Source organism: Rhizobium sp. AN5, assembly GCF_900215255.1.
In the GTDB taxonomy this organism is placed as follows: domain Bacteria; phylum Pseudomonadota; class Alphaproteobacteria; order Rhizobiales; family Rhizobiaceae; genus Agrobacterium; species Agrobacterium tumefaciens.
The window spans coordinates 1,403,071-1,420,765 of the sequence record NZ_OCMJ01000003.1; the positions used below are offsets into that span (position 1 = coordinate 1,403,071).

General features: G+C 59.0%; 16 protein-coding genes. 13 read left to right on the forward strand and 3 right to left on the reverse strand.

The features are described 5' to 3' along the window. Positions 1–13: 13 nt before the first annotated feature. Entirely contained in the window at positions 14–856 is an 843-nt protein-coding gene (locus CRP02_RS09910; RefSeq protein ID WP_097170957.1) for an amidohydrolase family protein, read from the forward strand. Between the two features lie 84 nt (positions 857–940). Here the strand turns inward: CRP02_RS09910 and CRP02_RS09915 are convergent, their stop codons facing one another. Further along, entirely contained in the window at positions 941–2,167 is a 1,227-nt protein-coding gene (locus CRP02_RS09915) for an MFS transporter (protein WP_097170958.1), read from the reverse strand. A 121-nt stretch (positions 2,168–2,288) separates the two neighbouring features. Between CRP02_RS09915 and CRP02_RS09920 the strand changes: the two genes are divergently transcribed. The 9 genes from CRP02_RS09920 to CRP02_RS09960 all read left to right on the forward strand — a co-directional run bounded on the left by CRP02_RS09920 (position 2,289) and on the right by CRP02_RS09960 (position 12,210). Beyond that, the gene (locus tag CRP02_RS09920) at positions 2,289–2,879 is read left to right on the forward strand and encodes a TetR/AcrR family transcriptional regulator (RefSeq protein WP_179783974.1); all 591 of its coding nucleotides are present in this window, start codon (positions 2,289–2,291) and stop codon (positions 2,877–2,879) included. A 295-nt stretch (positions 2,880–3,174) separates the two neighbouring features. After that, positions 3,175–4,212, forward strand: a complete 1,038-nt coding sequence (locus CRP02_RS09925) for an NAD(P)-dependent alcohol dehydrogenase (protein ID WP_003518206.1) — start codon at positions 3,175–3,177, stop codon at positions 4,210–4,212. Between the two features lie 378 nt (positions 4,213–4,590). Next, on the forward strand, positions 4,591–5,475 hold the full coding sequence (locus CRP02_RS09930; protein ID WP_003518205.1) for an AraC family transcriptional regulator: 885 nt from the start codon (positions 4,591–4,593) through the stop codon (positions 5,473–5,475). Positions 5,476–5,571: 96 nt separating this feature from the next. Beyond that, positions 5,572–6,483, forward strand: coding sequence for an ABC transporter substrate-binding protein (locus CRP02_RS09935; RefSeq protein ID WP_097099581.1), 912 nt, complete (start codon positions 5,572–5,574; stop codon positions 6,481–6,483). 70 nt (positions 6,484–6,553) lie between these two features. Next, positions 6,554–8,056, forward strand: coding sequence for a sugar ABC transporter ATP-binding protein (locus CRP02_RS09940; RefSeq protein WP_097170960.1), 1,503 nt, complete (start codon positions 6,554–6,556; stop codon positions 8,054–8,056). Next, on the forward strand, positions 8,046–9,023 hold the full coding sequence (locus CRP02_RS09945; protein ID WP_019566881.1) for an ABC transporter permease: 978 nt from the start codon (positions 8,046–8,048) through the stop codon (positions 9,021–9,023). Before CRP02_RS09940 ends, CRP02_RS09945 begins: the two co-directional genes overlap by 11 nt. Positions 9,024–9,061: 38 nt before the next feature. After that, a complete protein-coding gene (locus CRP02_RS09950) occupies positions 9,062–9,793 on the forward strand; it encodes an SDR family oxidoreductase (RefSeq protein ID WP_097170961.1) in 732 nt (243 codons plus the stop codon). A gap of 25 nt (positions 9,794–9,818) precedes the next feature. Continuing rightward, positions 9,819–11,429: an FGGY-family carbohydrate kinase gene (locus tag CRP02_RS09955; RefSeq protein WP_097170962.1), complete on the forward strand. Its 1,611-nt coding sequence runs from the start codon at positions 9,819–9,821 to the stop codon at positions 11,427–11,429. A gap of 55 nt (positions 11,430–11,484) precedes the next feature. Beyond that, positions 11,485–12,210, forward strand: a complete 726-nt coding sequence (locus CRP02_RS09960; protein ID WP_097170963.1) for an SDR family oxidoreductase — start codon at positions 11,485–11,487, stop codon at positions 12,208–12,210. 66 nt (positions 12,211–12,276) lie between these two features. Here the strand turns inward: CRP02_RS09960 and proP are convergent, their stop codons facing one another. Further along, positions 12,277–13,797, reverse strand: a complete 1,521-nt coding sequence (gene proP, locus CRP02_RS09965) for a glycine betaine/L-proline transporter ProP (protein ID WP_179783975.1) — start codon at positions 13,795–13,797, stop codon at positions 12,277–12,279. Positions 13,798–13,982: 185 nt separating this feature from the next. Beyond that, entirely contained in the window at positions 13,983–14,279 is a 297-nt protein-coding gene (locus tag CRP02_RS09970; protein WP_097099579.1) for a PRC-barrel domain-containing protein, read from the reverse strand. Positions 14,280–14,494: 215 nt separating this feature from the next. Between CRP02_RS09970 and CRP02_RS09975 the strand changes: the two genes are divergently transcribed. Genes CRP02_RS09975 through CRP02_RS09985 form a run of 3 tightly spaced genes read left to right on the forward strand, consistent with a single transcriptional unit; the run spans position 14,495 to position 17,660 of the window. Then, positions 14,495–15,334 (forward strand): inositol monophosphatase family protein, encoded by an 840-nt coding sequence (locus CRP02_RS09975; protein ID WP_097170964.1) that lies wholly within the window; start codon positions 14,495–14,497, stop codon positions 15,332–15,334. 53 nt (positions 15,335–15,387) lie between these two features. Then, the gene (locus CRP02_RS09980; RefSeq protein ID WP_097099577.1) at positions 15,388–15,996 is read left to right on the forward strand and encodes a dual specificity protein phosphatase family protein; all 609 of its coding nucleotides are present in this window, start codon (positions 15,388–15,390) and stop codon (positions 15,994–15,996) included. Further along, positions 15,990–17,660 carry a metallophosphoesterase family protein gene (locus CRP02_RS09985; protein WP_097170965.1) on the forward strand — a complete coding sequence of 557 codons (1,671 nt, stop codon included), beginning with the start codon at positions 15,990–15,992 and terminating at the stop codon, positions 17,658–17,660. The genes CRP02_RS09980 and CRP02_RS09985 overlap by 7 nt, the downstream gene beginning before the upstream one ends. Positions 17,661–17,695: the final 35 nt, after the last annotated feature.

Here is a 17,695-nt window from a genome sequence, read left to right on the forward strand (position 1 = left end):
GGAGGAGGACGCCATGGATCTGATCGATACTCACCAGCATCTGATCTTGCGAGGCAAGCTCGGTTATGCCTGGACACGAGGGGAGCCCAGCCTTGCGGGAAGCTTCACCCGGGCTGATTACGCAGCGCTTGTCGAGGGATGTGGCGTCGTCGGCACGATCTTCATGGAAAGCGGGGTGGATGACGGCGACTATCAGGCCGAGGCTCGCCTCATCGCCAGCATGATCGGCGAGGGTGCCTTGCCGATGTTCGGCCAGATCGCCAGTTGCCGACCGGAAACGGATAATGGTTTCGAAGCCTGGCTGGAGGAGTGCCGCCACCTGAACGTGGTCGGTTTCCGGCGCATTCTCCACGTCATGCCCGACGACCTCAGCCGCGAGGAAAATTACCGACGAAACGTGCGCACGATTGGAAAGGCCGGATGGCCGGTCGATCTGTGTTTTCATTCCCGCCAGCTTGCCATTGCCGCCGAACTTGTCGGGGCCTGCCCTGATGTGCGCTTCATGCTCGACCATTGCGGCACGCCGGACATTGCCGGAAACGATTTTCGGGAGTGGAGCGAGCGTATGGCCGACTTGGCGACGTTGCCCAATCTCTTCGTCAAACTCTCCGGCATCACCGCCTATTGTGCACCGGGATGCGCGACGCTGGAAAGTGTGACACCCTATGTGGAAACCGTGCTCAACCTGTTCGGACCTGAGAGAATGGTCTGGGGCGGCGATTGGCCGGTGGTCGATCTCGGCTCGGGTCTACCGGAATGGATCGGTATGACGAGTGAGCTTCTTTCGACGCTCTCGCCCGACGAGCATGCATCGATCGGCCACCGCAATGCCAGACTGTTTTATCTGGCGACATAGCGCGCAGCTTTTCATGCCGATTGTGCCTTGCGTCGGCCGGATATACCAAGAAGCGCGCCCGCGCGCGCTTCATACTCCTGTGCTTTACTCGGCAGGCTGCGCTGCGGTTGTCGTCGCAGAGCGGTTGGTCTCTCCAGAAAGGCTGCGCTGACCGAGGCTGATAATGGTGACTGTCGACAGGGTGGCGGCAATCGATACCCAGAAGCCGTTGCTCGGGCCGAAATTATCGATCACCCAGCCGGAAATGAAGGCGCCGAGCGCCATGCCGATACCGATGCCGGTCATCACCCAGGTCACGCCTTCCGTCAGCATCGATTCCGGCACGCGGCGCTCGATCAGGCCAAATGCAGTGATGAAGATGGGAGAAATTGCAACGCCGCTGAGGAATACGGCGAAGGCAAGCAGGGCAACTGTCGTGCTTGCAAAGAGGAGCGGCAGCGCGGTGAGCGCAAGGACACTGACGGCGATCAGCAATTGCCGTTGCAGCGGCATTTTGGGGTTGATCGCGCCCAGAAGCAGGCCGACGACAAACGAACCGATGGCATAGACGCCGATCACGAGGCTGGCAGCTTCCGGTTGACCGAGTTCTTTGGTGATGGCAACGGCACTTACCTCAGCTGTGGCGAAAGTCGAGCCGACAAAGATCAGGGCGACCGTGATGATCTGGACCGAACGCAGCCGGATAGCCGAATGTTGCCTGCTGCCGCTTTCAACCGCGCGTACCTTGGGTTCGGTCGATCGTTGCAACAGGAAGGCAAAGGTACCGAGTGCGAGCGAGGCGGTGCTGATCATCATACCTGCTTCCGGAAAGAGTGAGACCGCGAGACCGACGGAGAGCGAGGCGCCGGCGATGTAGACAAGTTCGTCGGCGGCGGATTCAAATGCAAACGCGGTGTTCAGCTCAGGTCGGTCTCGGAAGATTTCCGTCCAGCGCGCGCGCATCATCGCGGGAATACTCGGCATGGCCGCGGCGAGGAAGGCCGAAAGAAAGAGTGTCCAGGCAGGCCATCTCTGGTTTGTCGCGATAATCAGGATAGCAAAGGCGATGACCGATATGATGGTGGCCGGGACAAGGACGCTGCTCTGGCCCTTGCGGTCCACCAATCGGGAAATCTGCGGCGCAACGGCGGCATTGGTCAGCGCGAAGGTTGCCGAGACCGCGCCGGCAAGCCAATATTCACCATGGGTCTGGGAAAGCATGGCGACGATGCCGATCGGTGCCATCGCAATCGGAAGACGGGCAAAGAAGCCTGCGGCGGAAAAGCCTTTGGCGCCCGGAGCCCGGAAAATTTCTCTATATGGATTAGACATCGGGATGCACCTTGTTTAGGGAATACCCACCACAAACATACGTGGCGTATGCAAATGAAATAATTGCATACGTCGCGTATGTCAACTAGTATACGCGACGTATGTAGAATTCGGAGAAAAAATGCGCAAACCTCGCAGTGAAATGATTGCCGAGACGCGGGCGAAGCTTCTGGTCGCTGGCCGCAAGGCATTTGGCAGCATCGGCTATGCCGAAGCTTCGATGGACGACTTCACTGCCGAAGCAGGGCTGACCCGCGGCGCGCTCTATCACCATTTTGGCGACAAGAAAGGCTTGCTGCAGGCGGTTGTGGGTGAGATCGACGCCGAGATGACGAAAAGGCTCTGTGACATCTCGTCTAGGGCCGCGACGCGGTGGGAGGGTTTTGTTGAGGAAAATGTCGGTTACATTCTCATGGCTCTGGAGCCGGAGATCCAGCGGATCATGTTCCGTGATGGGCCAGCCGTTCTCGGCGACCCTTCACGCTGGCCAAATGCCAACGGCTGTATCTCGGCCGTTGCGCGAAGTCTCGATGCGCTGAAGCAGGAAGGGACGATCGTCGACATTGATCCGGAGGCCTGTGCGCGTTTCATCAATGCGGCGAGCAGCAGTGCAGCCCAGTGGATCGCGAATTCCGACGACCCCGAAACGACCTCGAAACGCGCCGTCGACAGTTTCCGCACCTTTCTGGAAGGGCTGAGGATCACACGCTGATCCGCTTGTCGTCGGTCCTGCGTACACATCAGGGTCAATCTCGTTCCGGCTGAGTGGGTAACCTTGAGCCGGCGATATTCCCCGAAGCGCGCTGAGCGAATCGTGCTGTCTCTCTCCCCCGTAGACTCGTTAACGCGCTAGGGATGATAAGAAATTGCGGGCTCATCGATACAGTTTTTCCTCCTTGAAGAAAAACCGGCCGATCCGGCGGATTTCTGTTTACTTTTGTCGAAATTGCACCGCATCACGCTGTTTGAATTCGCTGTAAGGCCTTTCGCAAACTACGGAGGATGAGATGAAAGCACTGGTGCTGGAAGAAAAAGGAAAGCTCTCGCTCAGGGAGTTCGACATTCCCGGCAAGCTCGGACCCAAGGATGTGCGCATCCGTACCCATACCGTCGGGATTTGCGGTTCGGACGTCCATTATTATACCCATGGCAAAATCGGCCATTTCGTTGTGCATGCGCCGATGGTGCTGGGCCATGAAGCTTCCGGAACGGTAATCGAGACCGGTGCCGAGGTTGCGCATCTGAAGGCGGGTGATCGCGTCTGCATGGAGCCGGGCATTCCCGATCCGACCTCGCGCGCTTCCAAACTTGGCATTTACAATGTTGATCCGGCGGTCAGCTTCTGGGCAACGCCACCCGTTCACGGTTGCCTGACACCGGAAGTCATTCATCCCGCCGCCTTTACATACAAGTTGCCCGACAACGTTTCCTTTGCCGAAGGCGCCATGGTGGAACCCTTCGCCATTGGCATGCAGGCAGCGCTCAGGGCGCGTATTCAGCCCGGCGATGTTGCCATCGTGACGGGTGCCGGTCCGATCGGCATGATGGTTGCGCTGGCGGCGCTCGCCGGCGGTTGCGCAAAGGTGATCGTTGCCGATCTTGCCCAGCCGAAGCTGGATATCATCGCAGCCTATGACGGCATTGAGACCGTCAACATCCGCGAACGTGACCTGTCGCAGGCCGTGGCTGATGCGACGGACGGCTGGGGTTGCGATGTCGTTTTCGAATGCTCTGGCGCTGCACCAGCCGTGCTCGGCATGGCGAAACTCGCGCGTCCCGGCGGCGCCATCGTCCTCGTCGGTATGCCGGTCGATCCGGTGCCGGTCGATATCGTCGGCTTGCAGGCAAAAGAGCTGCGGGTAGAGACGGTTTTCCGCTACGCCAATGTGTATGACCGTGCGGTCGCTCTCATCGCGTCCGGCAAGGTCGATCTGAAGCCGCTGATCTCCGCAACCATTCCCTTCGAAGACAGCATTGCCGGTTTTGACCGCGCGGTGGAGGCAAGGGAAACGGACGTGAAGCTGCAAATTCTGATGCCGCAATAATACCTTCCGGCAAGCCGCCTGCCGATGCAGGGGCGTCAAAAACCCTTCGGAAAAGTATAAGCTCGACCTGCCGGTGATCGGCGGGTCGAGCTTTAAAAATTCATCACATCGATCTTTAAGATGCGCATTTTCTGGGCGTATGACGTGCAACTGCGCGAAAAAATGGGCGCAACCGCTGGCTTAGTTGTCGGCCTATGTACGGCACTCTTCAATTTCTGACAAAAAACAGTCAAAAAAGTATCGGTAATTTCCCCGGTATGATGTGGAAGTAAATGTGCCGCAGGCCATATGCTCCCCATCAACGCCTGGGACGAGCCATAAAGAGGAATGGCTTTGCTCCGCGAATACGGCGGACGTGACCGATGGGAGGAAACATCGATGCAGCCCGATCTGGAACTGGTACATATCCGCAAGGGCGAATCCTTCGCCGCCTGGCGGCATGGCTATCCGTTCCGCACCGTGCGCTGGCATTACCATCCCGAATATGAAATTCATCTGGTCGTGGCGACGTCCGGCACGTTCTACATCGGCGATTTCGTCGGTCGCTTCGGCCCGGGCCAACTAATCATGACTGGCCCAAATCTCCCCCAAAACTGGATCAGCGAGATCGAGCCGGACGAGATTGTTCCCACGCGCTCTCTCGTCATCCAGTTTCCGGAGGCTTTTATCGAGGATGCCTGCGCTTCCATGTCCGAGATGGAGGTAGTTCGCGCCCTTCTGGACCGCAGCCGCCGCGGCATTCTGTTCGACGATGAGACCAGCGATCGCGTTCGCCCGCTGATACTGCGTTTGATCGAGGCGCAGGGGTTGAAGCGTCTTGCGATTTTTTGGGAAATTCTCGATCTGCTGGTCAATGCGCCGGCGCCCGAGGTGCTGGCGAGCCTGAGTTACGAGCTGGACCTGACGGGCATCGGCGATAGCGGCATCAACCGCGCCTTGTCGCATCTGCGCCAGCATCTGACCGAACAGGTCGAGGAAATCGATCTGGCCGACATGGTTGGCCAGAGCCAGAGTGCCTTTTCCCGTGCCTTCAAGCGACATACGGGAACGACTTTGGTGCGCTATCGCAATCAGCTGCGCATCGATCTGGCCTGCCAGATGCTTCTGGTGGATCAGGACGTGAAGGTGGCGGAAGTCTGCTACGACGTGGGCTTTTCAAACCTTTCGAATTTCAACAGGCATTTCCTGAAGCTTAAGGGAATGTCGCCATCGAGGTTTCGTACGGTATTCGCGGCCCAGAAGGCAGCGGTCATGGCGGATTAAACCAAGATACATCGCGGATTTTTCACCAATTCGGGCAGAGGACTGTCCGGAAACGGGCTCCTATTGCCCAGATTTTCCAAACGGGAGGAAGTTACTATGAGAATGAAATCCAAGTTCCTGATGGCATCGGCCGCACTTGCAATGATGGCCGCTCCGGCATTGGCCCAGGACAAGCTGAAAATCGGCATGACGTTCCAGGAACTGAACAACCCCTATTTCGTGTCGATGCAGGAAGCGCTGAAGGAAGCCGCGGCAAGCATCGGCGCTGATGTTGTCGTCACCGACGCCGGCCACGATGTGGCAAAGCAGATTTCCGACGTGGAAGACATGCTGCAGCAGAAGATCGACATCCTGCTTCTGAACCCGACCGACAGCGCCGGCATCGAAGCCGCCGTGCACGCTGCCAAAGCTGCCGGCGTGATTGTCGTTGCTGTCGACGCCAACGCAAACGGTCCGGTCGACACCTTCGTCGGCTCGAAGAACCGTGACGCAGGCTACAAGTCTTGCAAGCATCTCGGTGATGCGCTCGGCGGCAAGGGTGAAGTCGCAATCCTCGACGGTATCCCGGTCGTGCCGATCCTGCAGCGCGTCGAAGGCTGCAAGGCAGCGCTTGCCGAATTTGCCGACATCAAGCTTGTCGACACGCAGAATGGTCGTCAGGACCGCTCCGTTGCGCTCGGCGTCGTTGAAAACATGATCCAGTCCCGTCCGAACCTCGCCGGTATCTTCTCGGTGAATGATGGCGGCGCAATGGGTGCACTCGCTGCGATCCAGGGCTCCGGCAAGGACATCAAGCTGACCTCGGTTGATGGTGCTCCCGAAGCTGTGAAGGCAATTGCCGACGGTACGCCCTTTATCGAAACGACCGCGCAGTTCCCGCGTGATCAGGTGCGCGTTGGCCTTGCCATGGCGCTTGCCCAGAAGTGGGGCGCCCGCGTCGTTCCGAAGGAAGTACCGATCGACGTCATGGTCGTTGACAGCAAGAACGCCGGCGACTTCAGCTGGTAAGAATTCCTCCCCGGTCCCGTCCCCGCCTCGTGTGGGGGCGGGATATGTCCCGACTATCGAGGAGGGTAAAATGCTGGAACTGAATGGAATAAGAAAAAGCTTCGGCAAGATCGAGGTCCTGCGCGGCGTTGACCTGCAGGCGCGCGCCGGCGAGGTGCATGCGCTTCTGGGAGAGAACGGCGCCGGCAAGTCGACATTGATGAAAATCCTGTGCGGCATTTTGCAGCCGTCGGAGGGCACGATCCGCATTGACGGAAAGGACCGCCGCTTCGCCAATTACGACGAGGCGATTGCCGCCGGTATCGGCATAGTGTTTCAGGAATTCAGCCTGATCCCCTATCTCGATGCGGTCGAAAACATGTTTCTGGCACGCGAAATCCGCGGACCGCTGCGCCTGCTGAACAAGCGCGCGATGCGTAAACGTGCCGCCGAAATCATGAGCCGTCTGGCCGTGGACGTTCCGCTCGATGTGCCGGTGCACCGCCTTTCCGTTGCCCAGCAGCAATTCGTGGAAATTGCCAAGGCGCTTTCGCTCGATGCCCGTATTCTCGTTCTCGATGAGCCGACTGCGACGCTTACCCCGTCCGAGACCGAGCATCTCTTCAAGGTCATGCGCGAGCTGCGGCGTCAGGGTGTCGCGATCATCTTCATTTCCCATCATCTCGAGGAAATATTCGAGATCTGCGACCGCATCACCGTTCTGCGTGACGGTGAACTCATCGGCTCCTGCCTCACCTCTGACGTCGATAATGACCGTCTGGTGGAGATGATGGTCGGTCGGCGCATCGAGGCCAATTTTCCGCCCAAACCGAAGATCGATACAGCTGCGCGCAACGTGATCGAGGTCGAAGAGCTTCAACTGAAAAAAGGCGGCCCGGTCTCGCGCTTTGCCCTGCGGCAAGGTGAGATACTCGGTTTTGCCGGGCTTGTCGGTTCCGGGCGCACGGAAACGGTGCTGGCCATGCTTGGCGCGCATTCCGCTTCGCGCCGCAAGATCAAGGTCGATGGCGTCGAGACCCGCTTTTCCGGCCCGGATGAGGCGCTGATGCGCGGCATTGGCCTGCTGCCGGAAAGCCGCAAGGAAGAGGGTCTGATCACCAGTTTCTCCATCCTGCAGAACATTTCCCTCAACAACTATCGCAAGTACCAGAAGGCTCACTGGTTTATCGACCTGAAAAAAGAGCTGGAACATACGAAAAAGGCGATGGCGCAGGTTCAGGTCAAGGCACAGGGACCCTATGCCCGCGTGGACACGTTGTCCGGTGGAAACCAGCAGAAGATCGTTATCGCCCGTTGGCTGAACCATGACATGCGCGTCCTGATCTTCGACGAACCGACGCGCGGCATCGATGTCGGCGCGAAGGCGGAAATCTATGCGCTGATGCGCGAATTCGCAGCCAAGGGCTATTCGATCATCATGATCTCTTCGGAACTGCCGGAAGTGATCGGCATGTCGGACCGCGTCTGCGTCTTCCGCTCCGGGGGCATCGTTGCCACCGTCGAGGGTGCGGACATCGATTCAGAAACAATAATGACAAACGCCACCACCGGGAGGGTTGAACATGTCGCTTGATGCAAATACCGGCATTGCCGAAAAGACGAGCGGTTTCGGCCTTGGCAGCATGCTGCGCTCGCCACTCGCCCTGCCTCTGGCGGGCCTGATTGTCGTATCGATCCTGATGGGTCTTGCGAGCGACAATTTCTTCAGCGTGAACAACATCATGAACGTGCTGCGACAGGTTTCAGTCGTCGGCATTCTGGCCGTCGGCATGACATTCGTCATCCTCACGGGCGGCATCGACCTGTCGGTCGGTGCGGTCATGGCGCTTGTCGGCACGCTGTCTGCCGGCCTGATGGTGAATACCGGCCTGCCTGCCTCGCTCGCCTTGCCGGCCGGGCTGTTCATCGGACTTGGCATCGGTATCTTCAACGGAGCACTTGTCGCCTGGGGCAAGATGCCGGCCATCATCGTCACGCTTGCGACGATGGGAATGGCGCGCGGTCTCGGCCTCATCTATTCCGGCGGTTATCCCGTCAGCGGCATTCCGAGCTGGATTTCCTGGTTTGGCGTCGGCCGCGTTGGCGTCGTGCCGGTGCCTGTTATCATCATGGTGGTGATTTACGCCGTGGCCTGGGTGCTTTTGCAGCGTACGGCTTTCGGTCGTCACGTCTATGCACTCGGCGGCAACGAGTTGGCCGCGCGCCTCTCCGGCGTCAAGACCCGGCGCGTCAAGCTTGCCGTCTATGGTATCTCAGGCGTGACGGCAGCGCTTGCAGCTCTCATTCTGACCGGCCGGCTTATGAGCGGACAGCCCAATGCGGGTGTCGGTTTCGAGCTGGATGCCATTGCGGCCGTGGTTCTCGGCGGCACGGCGATTGCCGGCGGACGCGGGCTCATTCTGGGTACACTTATCGGCGCGGTGCTGCTCGGCATCCTGAATAACGGCCTCAATCTCATGGGTATCAACCCCTATCTGCAGGATGTCATCAAGGGCGCGATCATTCTACTCGCCATCTATATCGGGCGCGACTGGCGTTGAGCCCACACGTCATATCTTCAAAGAAGCAGGAGAATTAAATGTCTGAATTGCTGCAAGGCAAGATCGCGGTCATCACCGGCGCCGCGTCCGGTATTGGCCTCGCCACCACCGAGGCGCTGCTGGAAAACGGTGCAACCGTCGTCATGGTCGACTGGAACGAGAAAGCCTTGAATGAACTTGTCGGCAAACTCGGCAAGCGCGCCATCGCGCAGGTCACGAACCTTCTGGATGCAGATAGCTGCAATGCCATGATCCCGGAAATCCTTGAGAAGGTCGATCACATCGACATTCTCTACTGCAACGCAGGCACCTATATCGGTGGCGATCTCATCGAAACCACGCCGGAAGCCATCGACAAGATGTTGAACCTCAACGTCAATGCCGTGATGAAGAATGTACAGGCCGTCGTGCCGCACATGTCGGAGCGCAAGACCGGCGACATCATCGTCACCTGCTCGATCGCCGGGCATTTCCCGACCTATTGGGAGCCGGTCTATTCGGGTTCGAAATGGGCGATCACCAGCTTCGTGCAGGGCATGCGTCGCCAGATGATCCCGCATGGTGTGCGCGTCGCGCAGGTCTCTCCCGGCCCGGTCGTCTCGGCCCTTCTGGCAGACTGGCCGGAAGAAAATCTTCGCAAGGCCAAGGAATCGGGTAGCCTCATCGACGCGAGTGAAGTGGCCGATGCGGTCGTTTACATGCTGACCCGCAAGCGCACCGTTACCATCCGCGACATGCTGGTGCTGCCCACCAACTTCGACCGCGTTTAAACTACACTCCCAAGGAGTATCGCAAATGGCTTCCTACCTGATTGGCGTCGATGTCGGTACCGGCTCTGCCCGTGCCGGTGTCTTTGATGTGGCGGGCAGGCTTCTGGCCACCGCCAAGCGCCCGATCACGATGCATCGTGAAGACGGCGGCATAGCCGAACAATCGAGTGGTGAGGTTTGGAAAGCCGTTTGCGACAGCGTGCGGGAAAGTGTCTCGCACGCCGGCATAAATCCCGCAGCCGTGATTGGCATTGGTTTCGATGCCACCTGCTCTCTCGTGGTGCGTGGGCCTGGTGACGAGACCCTGCCGATCGGTGCATCGGATCATCCCGAGCGCGATATCATCGTCTGGATGGATCACCGCGCCGTCGAACAGGCGGAGCGGATCAATGCGGGCGAACATGCCGTTCTGAAATATGTCGGCGGCCGGATTTCCCCGGAAATGCAGACGCCCAAGCTGGTCTGGCTTCGCGAAAACAGGCCGGATATCTATGCGCGCGCCGAGCACTTCTTCGACCTGACGGACTTCCTGACCTGGAAAGCCTCGGGCGCGCTCGATCGTTCCGCGTGCACGGTTACCTGCAAATGGACTTATCTCGCCCATGAGGAACGTTGGGATGCGGAATATTTCACCCGCATCGGGCTTGGCGATCTGGCGGAGCAGGGATTCCGCCGTATTGGTGAAAGCGTCGTTCATCCAGGCACGGCGCTGGGTACTGGTTTGACCGATGAAGCCGCAAAAGCCATGGGGCTGGTTGCTGGAACCGCCGTTGCCGCCGGTCTGATCGATGCGCATGCCGGGGGTGTCGGCACCGTGGCTGCGGGCGGCGACGCTTCGCGGTGCCTCGGTTACGTCTTTGGTACCTCTTCCTGCACCATGACAACCACCTCGGAGCCGGCTTTCGTGCCGGGTGTTTGGGGTCCCTATTATTCCGCCATGGTTCCCGGCGCATGGCTCAATGAAGGCGGCCAATCCGCCGCCGGTGCGGCCATTGATTATCTGGTGCAATTGCACCCAGCATTTTCAGAGGCAAAGGCGCTTTCCGAAAAAGAAGGCAAGTCACTACCTGCATGGCTTGCCGACCGCGCGCTGGCTTTGGTCACGTCTGCTTCTGCTGCCGTGAAGATTGCCGAGAATTTTCACGTGGTGCCGGAGTTCCTCGGCAACCGTGCGCCCTTCGCCGATCCTCATGCCCGTGCCGTCATTGCCGGTTATGGCACCGAGACGGGGGTGGATTCGCTTGTCGCGCTTTACGTGGCGGGGCTTCTCGGCCTCGGTTACGGGCTTCGCCAGATCATCGAGACGCAGGCGCGTCATGGCGCTCCCGTGGAAACGATCAGTGTCAGCGGCGGCGCGGGCGCTCATCCGCTTGCCAGACAATTGCTGGCGGATGCGACGGGGCTTCCGGTTGAACTCACTGAATGCGAGGAGCCGGTGCTTCTCGGATCGGCGATGCTCGGCGCGGTTGCCGCCAAGGCCTATCCCGACCTGATTTCCGCAATGCCCGCCATGTCGCGTATTGCCAAATATTCGGTACCGGACGCTGCATTCAGCCAAGTGCACCAGTCACGCTACGACGCGTTTCTGGCACTGCAGAATGCGGCGCGCGCCATTCGTTCCGCAAACCATTCCTGAAGCGCTACACGCTTCCATCGTCCGGCCGTCTTGGCCGCAAAATAAAGAGGATTCCATGCAGTTTTCCGGAAAATCCGTCATCATCACTGGCGCAGGCAAGGGCATCGGCCGTGCCTGCGCTCTCCTGATGGCCGCGCGCGGTGCTGAGGTCGTGGCAATCAGCCGGACCCAGTCCGATCTCGACAGTCTGAAAAGCGAAATCGGTGGCCGCTCGATCCGCGTCGATCTTGCCGATGTGGCTGCAACGCGGGCCGCGATGGCCGAAGCGGGTCCTTGCGATTTTCTCATCAACAGCGCCGGCATCAACGTGCTCGAAAGCGTGCTTGATATGAGCGACGAAGGTTATGAGGCTGTGCTGGGCATCAATCTGCGTGCCGCGCTCGTCACCTGCCAGGAATTCGCCCGTGCTCGTGTCGCAAAGGGTGGCGGCGGCGCAATCGTCAACATCACGTCAATTGCCGGTCATCGCGGTTTTCAGGATCATCTCTGCTACGCGGCCTCGAAAGCGGGGCTTGAAGGCGCAACCCGCGTTCTTGCCAAGGAACTTGGGCCGCACGGCATCCGTGTCAACGCCGTTGCACCAACAATCACGCTCACTGAACTGGCTGCCGAAGCATGGAACGATCCGGCCAAGAGCGCACCAATGATGGTTCGCCATCCGCTGCAGCGCTTTGCCGAGGCCGAAGACGTGGCACAGAGCATCGCATTGCTTCTGTCAGATGATAGCAGCATGATTTCCGGCGCGGTGTTGCCCATCGATGGCGGGTTCCTCGCCGTCTGACGTTTGAGGGATGCGCGGGGTGCAAATGCATCGCCGCGCATCCTGTCCCAGGACTGGATATCCCGCTCAGGTCAGATCCGGATGCCTGCCAACCAGCTGGTTGCGTTTTGCCTGAAGAATTTCCTTCTGTTCTTCAAGTTTGAGCAGTTCGTCGTCTATCTCCTCGACGCTTTTCTCGATGTGCAGATATTGCTCTGCAAGAAGCGACTTCGCTTCCTTTCGGCTGGATGCATTCGGCGTGTCGCCATAAAGCGGCCGGTTGGCGGTTTCCTTGAGGAAAAATGTCGTCACAATGCCGAAGACGGCCGCGACCATGAGATAGTAGGCCGGCATATAGATATTTCCCGTTACCTCCACCAACCATGCGGTGAGTGTCGGCGTGAGCCCGGCAACGATGATCGAGATATTAAACGCGATAGCCAGCGCGCTGTAGCGGATGCGGGCCGGGAAGAGGGCCGGCAGGGTGGATGCCATGATCCCGATCAGGCAGTTAAGTGCGACCGCCAGGATGAGCAGGCCGAAGAAAATCTGAACAACCTGTCCGCTGGCGATGAGATGAAATGCCGGCAGTGAAAGAAACAGGATCGCCGTGCTGCCAACCGCCAGAAACGGCCTGCGTCCGATCCGGTCGCTCAAAAGCCCGATTGCGGGCTGCACGAACAGCATGCCAACCATCACCGCGATGATGATGAGGACGCCATGGTCCTCGCTGTAATTCAGTGTCTTCGACAGATATGTCGGCATGTAAGTGAGCAGCATGTAATAGGTCACGTTGGTCACGAGGACCATGCCTATGCATATTGCCAGCGAGCGGGAATGTTGGCTCACAATCTCGGCGATGGGAACCATGGGGCGCTCTTTCAACGACTGCCGGTCTTCTTCTTCAGAGCGCTGCAGGCGTTCGGTGAAGGCTGGTGTTTCTTCTGCCGCGTGGCGCAGATAAAGTCCGATCAGCCCGAGGGGTGCCGCCAGAAAGAACGGAATGCGCCAGCCCCAGTCGAGGAACTTGGCTTCACCCATCGCGGTGCTGAGCAGCACGACAAGCCCCGCACCAAGCACGAAGCCGGCGATGGAGCCGAAGTCGAGCCAGCTTCCAAGGTAACCGCGCTTCCGGTCAGGCGCGTATTCCGCCACGAAAATGGCCGCACCGGTATATTCGCCGCCAACGGAAAACCCCTGGGCAAGCTTGCATAACAGCAACAGAATGGGTGCCCATATGCCGATGGTGGCATAACCGGGGATGAGGCCGATACAGAAGGTGCTCGCGGCCATGATGATGATTGTCAGGGAGAGGACTTTTTGACGCCCGAATTTGTCGCCCATGGCGCCAAAAAATACGCCCCCCAATGGGCGGATGAGGAAGGGGACGGAGAAGGTTGCGAGCGCCGCCACCGTTTGAACGGCGGGTGACGCGTCAGGGAAGAAGACCTTGCCGACGGCATAGGCGACGAAGCCGTATACGCCGAAGTCGAACCACTCCATCGCGTTACCGAGAGCGGCTGCTGTAACTGCTTTTTTGACCTTCTCGTCATCGATGACGGTGACGTCGTCGATGCTCAGCGGAGTGGCCTGTATCTGGTTGTTCAATCACTGTCCCCCTGAACTGCATTGCGCCCGAATTTTTTGAGCGCCATGAAAATGCTCGATACGCTTAAGCGTTCCATCGGTCGGCAGAACAATCGGGCCTTAGCCGATCTTATGGGGGTATGGGCGGGGTCGCACGACAGGAGAAAAAAGAACGCCCGGCTGGTAGCCGGGCGTTCTTTTAAAGATTAGTGGCGGTGCTCAGGCATTTCCTTGAGCTGATCCTTGGTCCACGAGGTGACCGCGTGGACATCGCCGTCTTCATCGCGCATGAAATCGAGATCGCTGAGCGGTACTGCGACAGGCTTTGCGCCGATGCCGAGAAAGCCGCCGACGTCGATGATTGCGGTGCTGGCCGCGCCGACGCCATGGACATGATCGACCTTGCCGACCTTGTGATCATCTGCGCCGTAAACTGTTGCACCTTCCAGAACCGACGGTGTCAGTTCGGTTTCAACGAGGCGTACGTGATTGGCGTGATCCATTTTTCTTCCTCCTGCTTGGGTTGCGATATGGAAACTCCCGCAGTGCAAAACCGTTCCATCGCGTCTGGGGGATTTTAGGCTAAACCGGTTGTCTGGACGTTTGAGGGACTGGTATGAACTCCAGCGGACCGCCCGCCGCAAAATCACGCTTGAAAAGACTGAACACGTGTGCAATATGAACGCGTGTTCAATCTTTTGAGAGATGGTTATTTCGCATGGACCTGATGCCTTATCCGGATACGTTGGCAGCCCGTGCCGAACTGTGCCGCAGCGTTATTCTTTCCGCCGGGGAACTGGTGCTGAAAGGCTTTCAGGGCGAGGCGACACGCAGCTTCTCGATGAAGGGCCCGCAGGACTTTCTGACGGTGACGGATGCAGCCTCCGAAGCGCATATTCGCGGCGCGATCTCGGCCTGCTTTCCCGAGGACAGTTTTTTCGGCGAGGAGGGCGGCGGTGTGATCGGTGATCGCGTCTGGGTCGTTGATCCCGTGGACGGCACCGCAAATTTCGCCCGCGGCATTCCGCATTTCTGCATCTCCATCGCCTATGTCGAAAACGGGCAAACCGAAATCGGCGCTATCTATAATCCGGCTCTGAATGAACTTTATTTCGCCCGACGTGGTGAGGGGGCGACGCGTAACGGGCAGCCGATCCAGGTTGCGCAGACGGAACGTTTCGATGCGGCCTCAATCGAAATGGGCTGGTCGACGCGTATCGCGAATGCCACCTATCTTGATGTCGTCAAGAACCTGCTCGATATGGGCACCAATGTGCGCCGCGCCGGTTCCGGTGCGCTGGCGCTTGCCTATGTGGCCGATGGCCGCTCCGATGCCTATCTCGAATTGCACATGAATTCATGGGATTGTCTTGCGGGACTGCTACTCGTCAGCGAAGCTGGCGGCGACGTCTGCCCTTTCCTGGAGATCGGTAGTCTTGAAGATGGCGGGCCGGTGCTGGCCGCAGCCAGCGGTGTTGCAAGCGGCGTCAGCCAGGCATCGAAGATACCGTTGGCAGAGCGGCAGCCGTCAGATCGGCAGCGGGCCGTATCGGCTTGAATTTAGACGAGCGCCCGTCCGTGAAGGGTGCTTGGTGCATGTGGAGGAATGAGATGGATGGACCCGTTTATGCCCGGCCTGCGATCAGCCTGATTGCGGAAGGGCTTGGCCCGCGTAACGTTGCGCTCTATATTGGCGGCAGCGATGGTGCGAGCGACCTTGGGCTCCTTCACCGGCACGGCATTACCACCGTGGTCAACTGCGCCGTCAATCTGGATATCAATCTCGTGCCAGCGGCGGCGGAAGATGGCGACAGGTGCGCGGTGGGGTATGGCGATATCCGTTATTATAAGCTCGGTCTTATCGACGGCGAAGGCAGTCCGGACACGATGATGTTGGGGGCCTATTATATTCTCGACGGCGCGTTGCGGCAGACCATGCCGAAGCGCGAAACCTATCCGTTTCCCGATGGCGGCAATGTGCTCGTCAATTGCCGCAGCGGTCGCAGCCGCTCGGTCTCGCTGGTCGCGCTTTTCCTGCACAAGCAGCAGCCGCATCTTTACCCTACCCTTGACGATGCACTGGCTGTGATCCGCACGAAGCGGGAATTGCGGCCGGACGAATGGTTCGAGACACCGAAGCCGATGCTTTATGCTGCTGCCCGCCGCGCTTCCGACTGGATCGATATGGTCGACGGCAGAAAGACTGTCCAACCATGCTGAAACGCACGCTTCCTTCCGTCGCCGTCATTGCCGACGCCCATTTCCATGACACGGCGGCCGATTTCGGTTTTCCCGGCATAGAGGTCGATGGGGAACGCATCACCATGCGTAGCTGGTCGGATACACGCGAATCCACCCGTGTTTTCAACGAAAGCGCCGATGCGCTGCATGCTGCACTCGAAGAAGTGCGGCAGCGGGGCATTCGCCATGTGGTGCTGCTTGGCGACTATACCGACGACGGCCAGCGCGCGACATCCGAAACGCTGAAGGGTATTCTGGAGCGTCATCGTGATACCCATGGCACCGCCTTTTATGCGCTGCCCGGCAACCACGATATTTTCGGCCCGCGTGGCCGACATCATACCAAGGAGTTTCTGACGGAGAACGGCAAATGCCTTTCCGTTTCAAGCGATGCGCGGCGGGCCGGTGATCGGGTCGTGATCAGCGACCGTATGTATTGCGAAGGCTATCCGATGGGGCTTGGCCCGATGGCGGCCTTTGGCTATTTCCGCCAGCCGGACTATCTGCATTGGGAAACACCGTTCGGGCTTTCCGATGCGGCGGAAGACCGTCTCTACGAGGTGCGTTCCCCCGATGGCACCAATATCTACCGGCTAATGGACGCATCCTATCTGGTTGAGCCGGAGCCGGGCCTCTGGCTGCTCATGATCGACGCCAATATTTTCGAACCGCTCGACGGCACTTTCGAGACGGGTGAGGAAGCGGCTTTCACCGACAGTACCTCTGGCGGCTGGAATGCGCTTTTGCGCTGCAAGCCCTTCATCATCGACTGGATTGCCGATGTGCGCGAAAGGGCGCAGGCGCTCGGCAAGACTTTGCTCGGCTTTTCGCACTATCCGGCGCTCGATCCCTTCGATGGCGCAAGCGGCGCCGAAAGTGTGCTGTTCGGCGAAACCAACGTCGTGCGCCGTACGCCGCGCAAGGCGGTTGAGGATGCGCTGGTTGAGGCCGGGCTCCAAGTCCATTTCAGCGGACATCTGCATGTGGAAGGCGTAACCCGGCGCGGGGAGGTGGAAACCTCGCTCACCAATATCGCCGTGCCGTCTCTGGTTGCCTTTCCGCCCGCCTTCAAGATTGTGCATCCCCAGCAGCACGAGATTTCCGTCGAGACGGTGGAAATGGCCGCGCTGCCGATAAACAGCCGCATTTGCCGGGGGTATGCGCAGGAAACGGCACTTGCGGGCGAGGATGAGGACCGCGCATTTGCGGCCGGCAATTATGGTGATTTCCTGCTTGGCCACAAACGCGCGCTTATCAGGCATCGTTATTTCACCAAGGAGTGGCCAGCCGGGATCGTGGCGGCGATCGCGGATAAAACCATATCCGAGGTTATCGGCCTGCTTGGTGAAAAAAGCCTTGCCTCGCATGATGCCGATCTGCCGATGTTCGAGCTTATTGCTGACTGGTATTGCCTGCGTCAGGGCGCGGGCCTGGCGCTTGCGCATATCGAGCCGCCACGACTTTCCCTTTATCGGGCGCTGGCGGAGCGTTTTGGCCGTAAGCCCGATCATCACGACGGTTCGGTTAAGAGTTTTATCGAAATCTTCTTCGGTGCCCTTGGGCTGTTTCTCGATCGTGCAGAAGGCGGTTTGCGGCATCTGGAGCTCCGTCTCACACCGCAACTCCAATCCGTTGCGGTGTGATCCGTAGGTTTTTTCGACGCAATACACGATGTGAA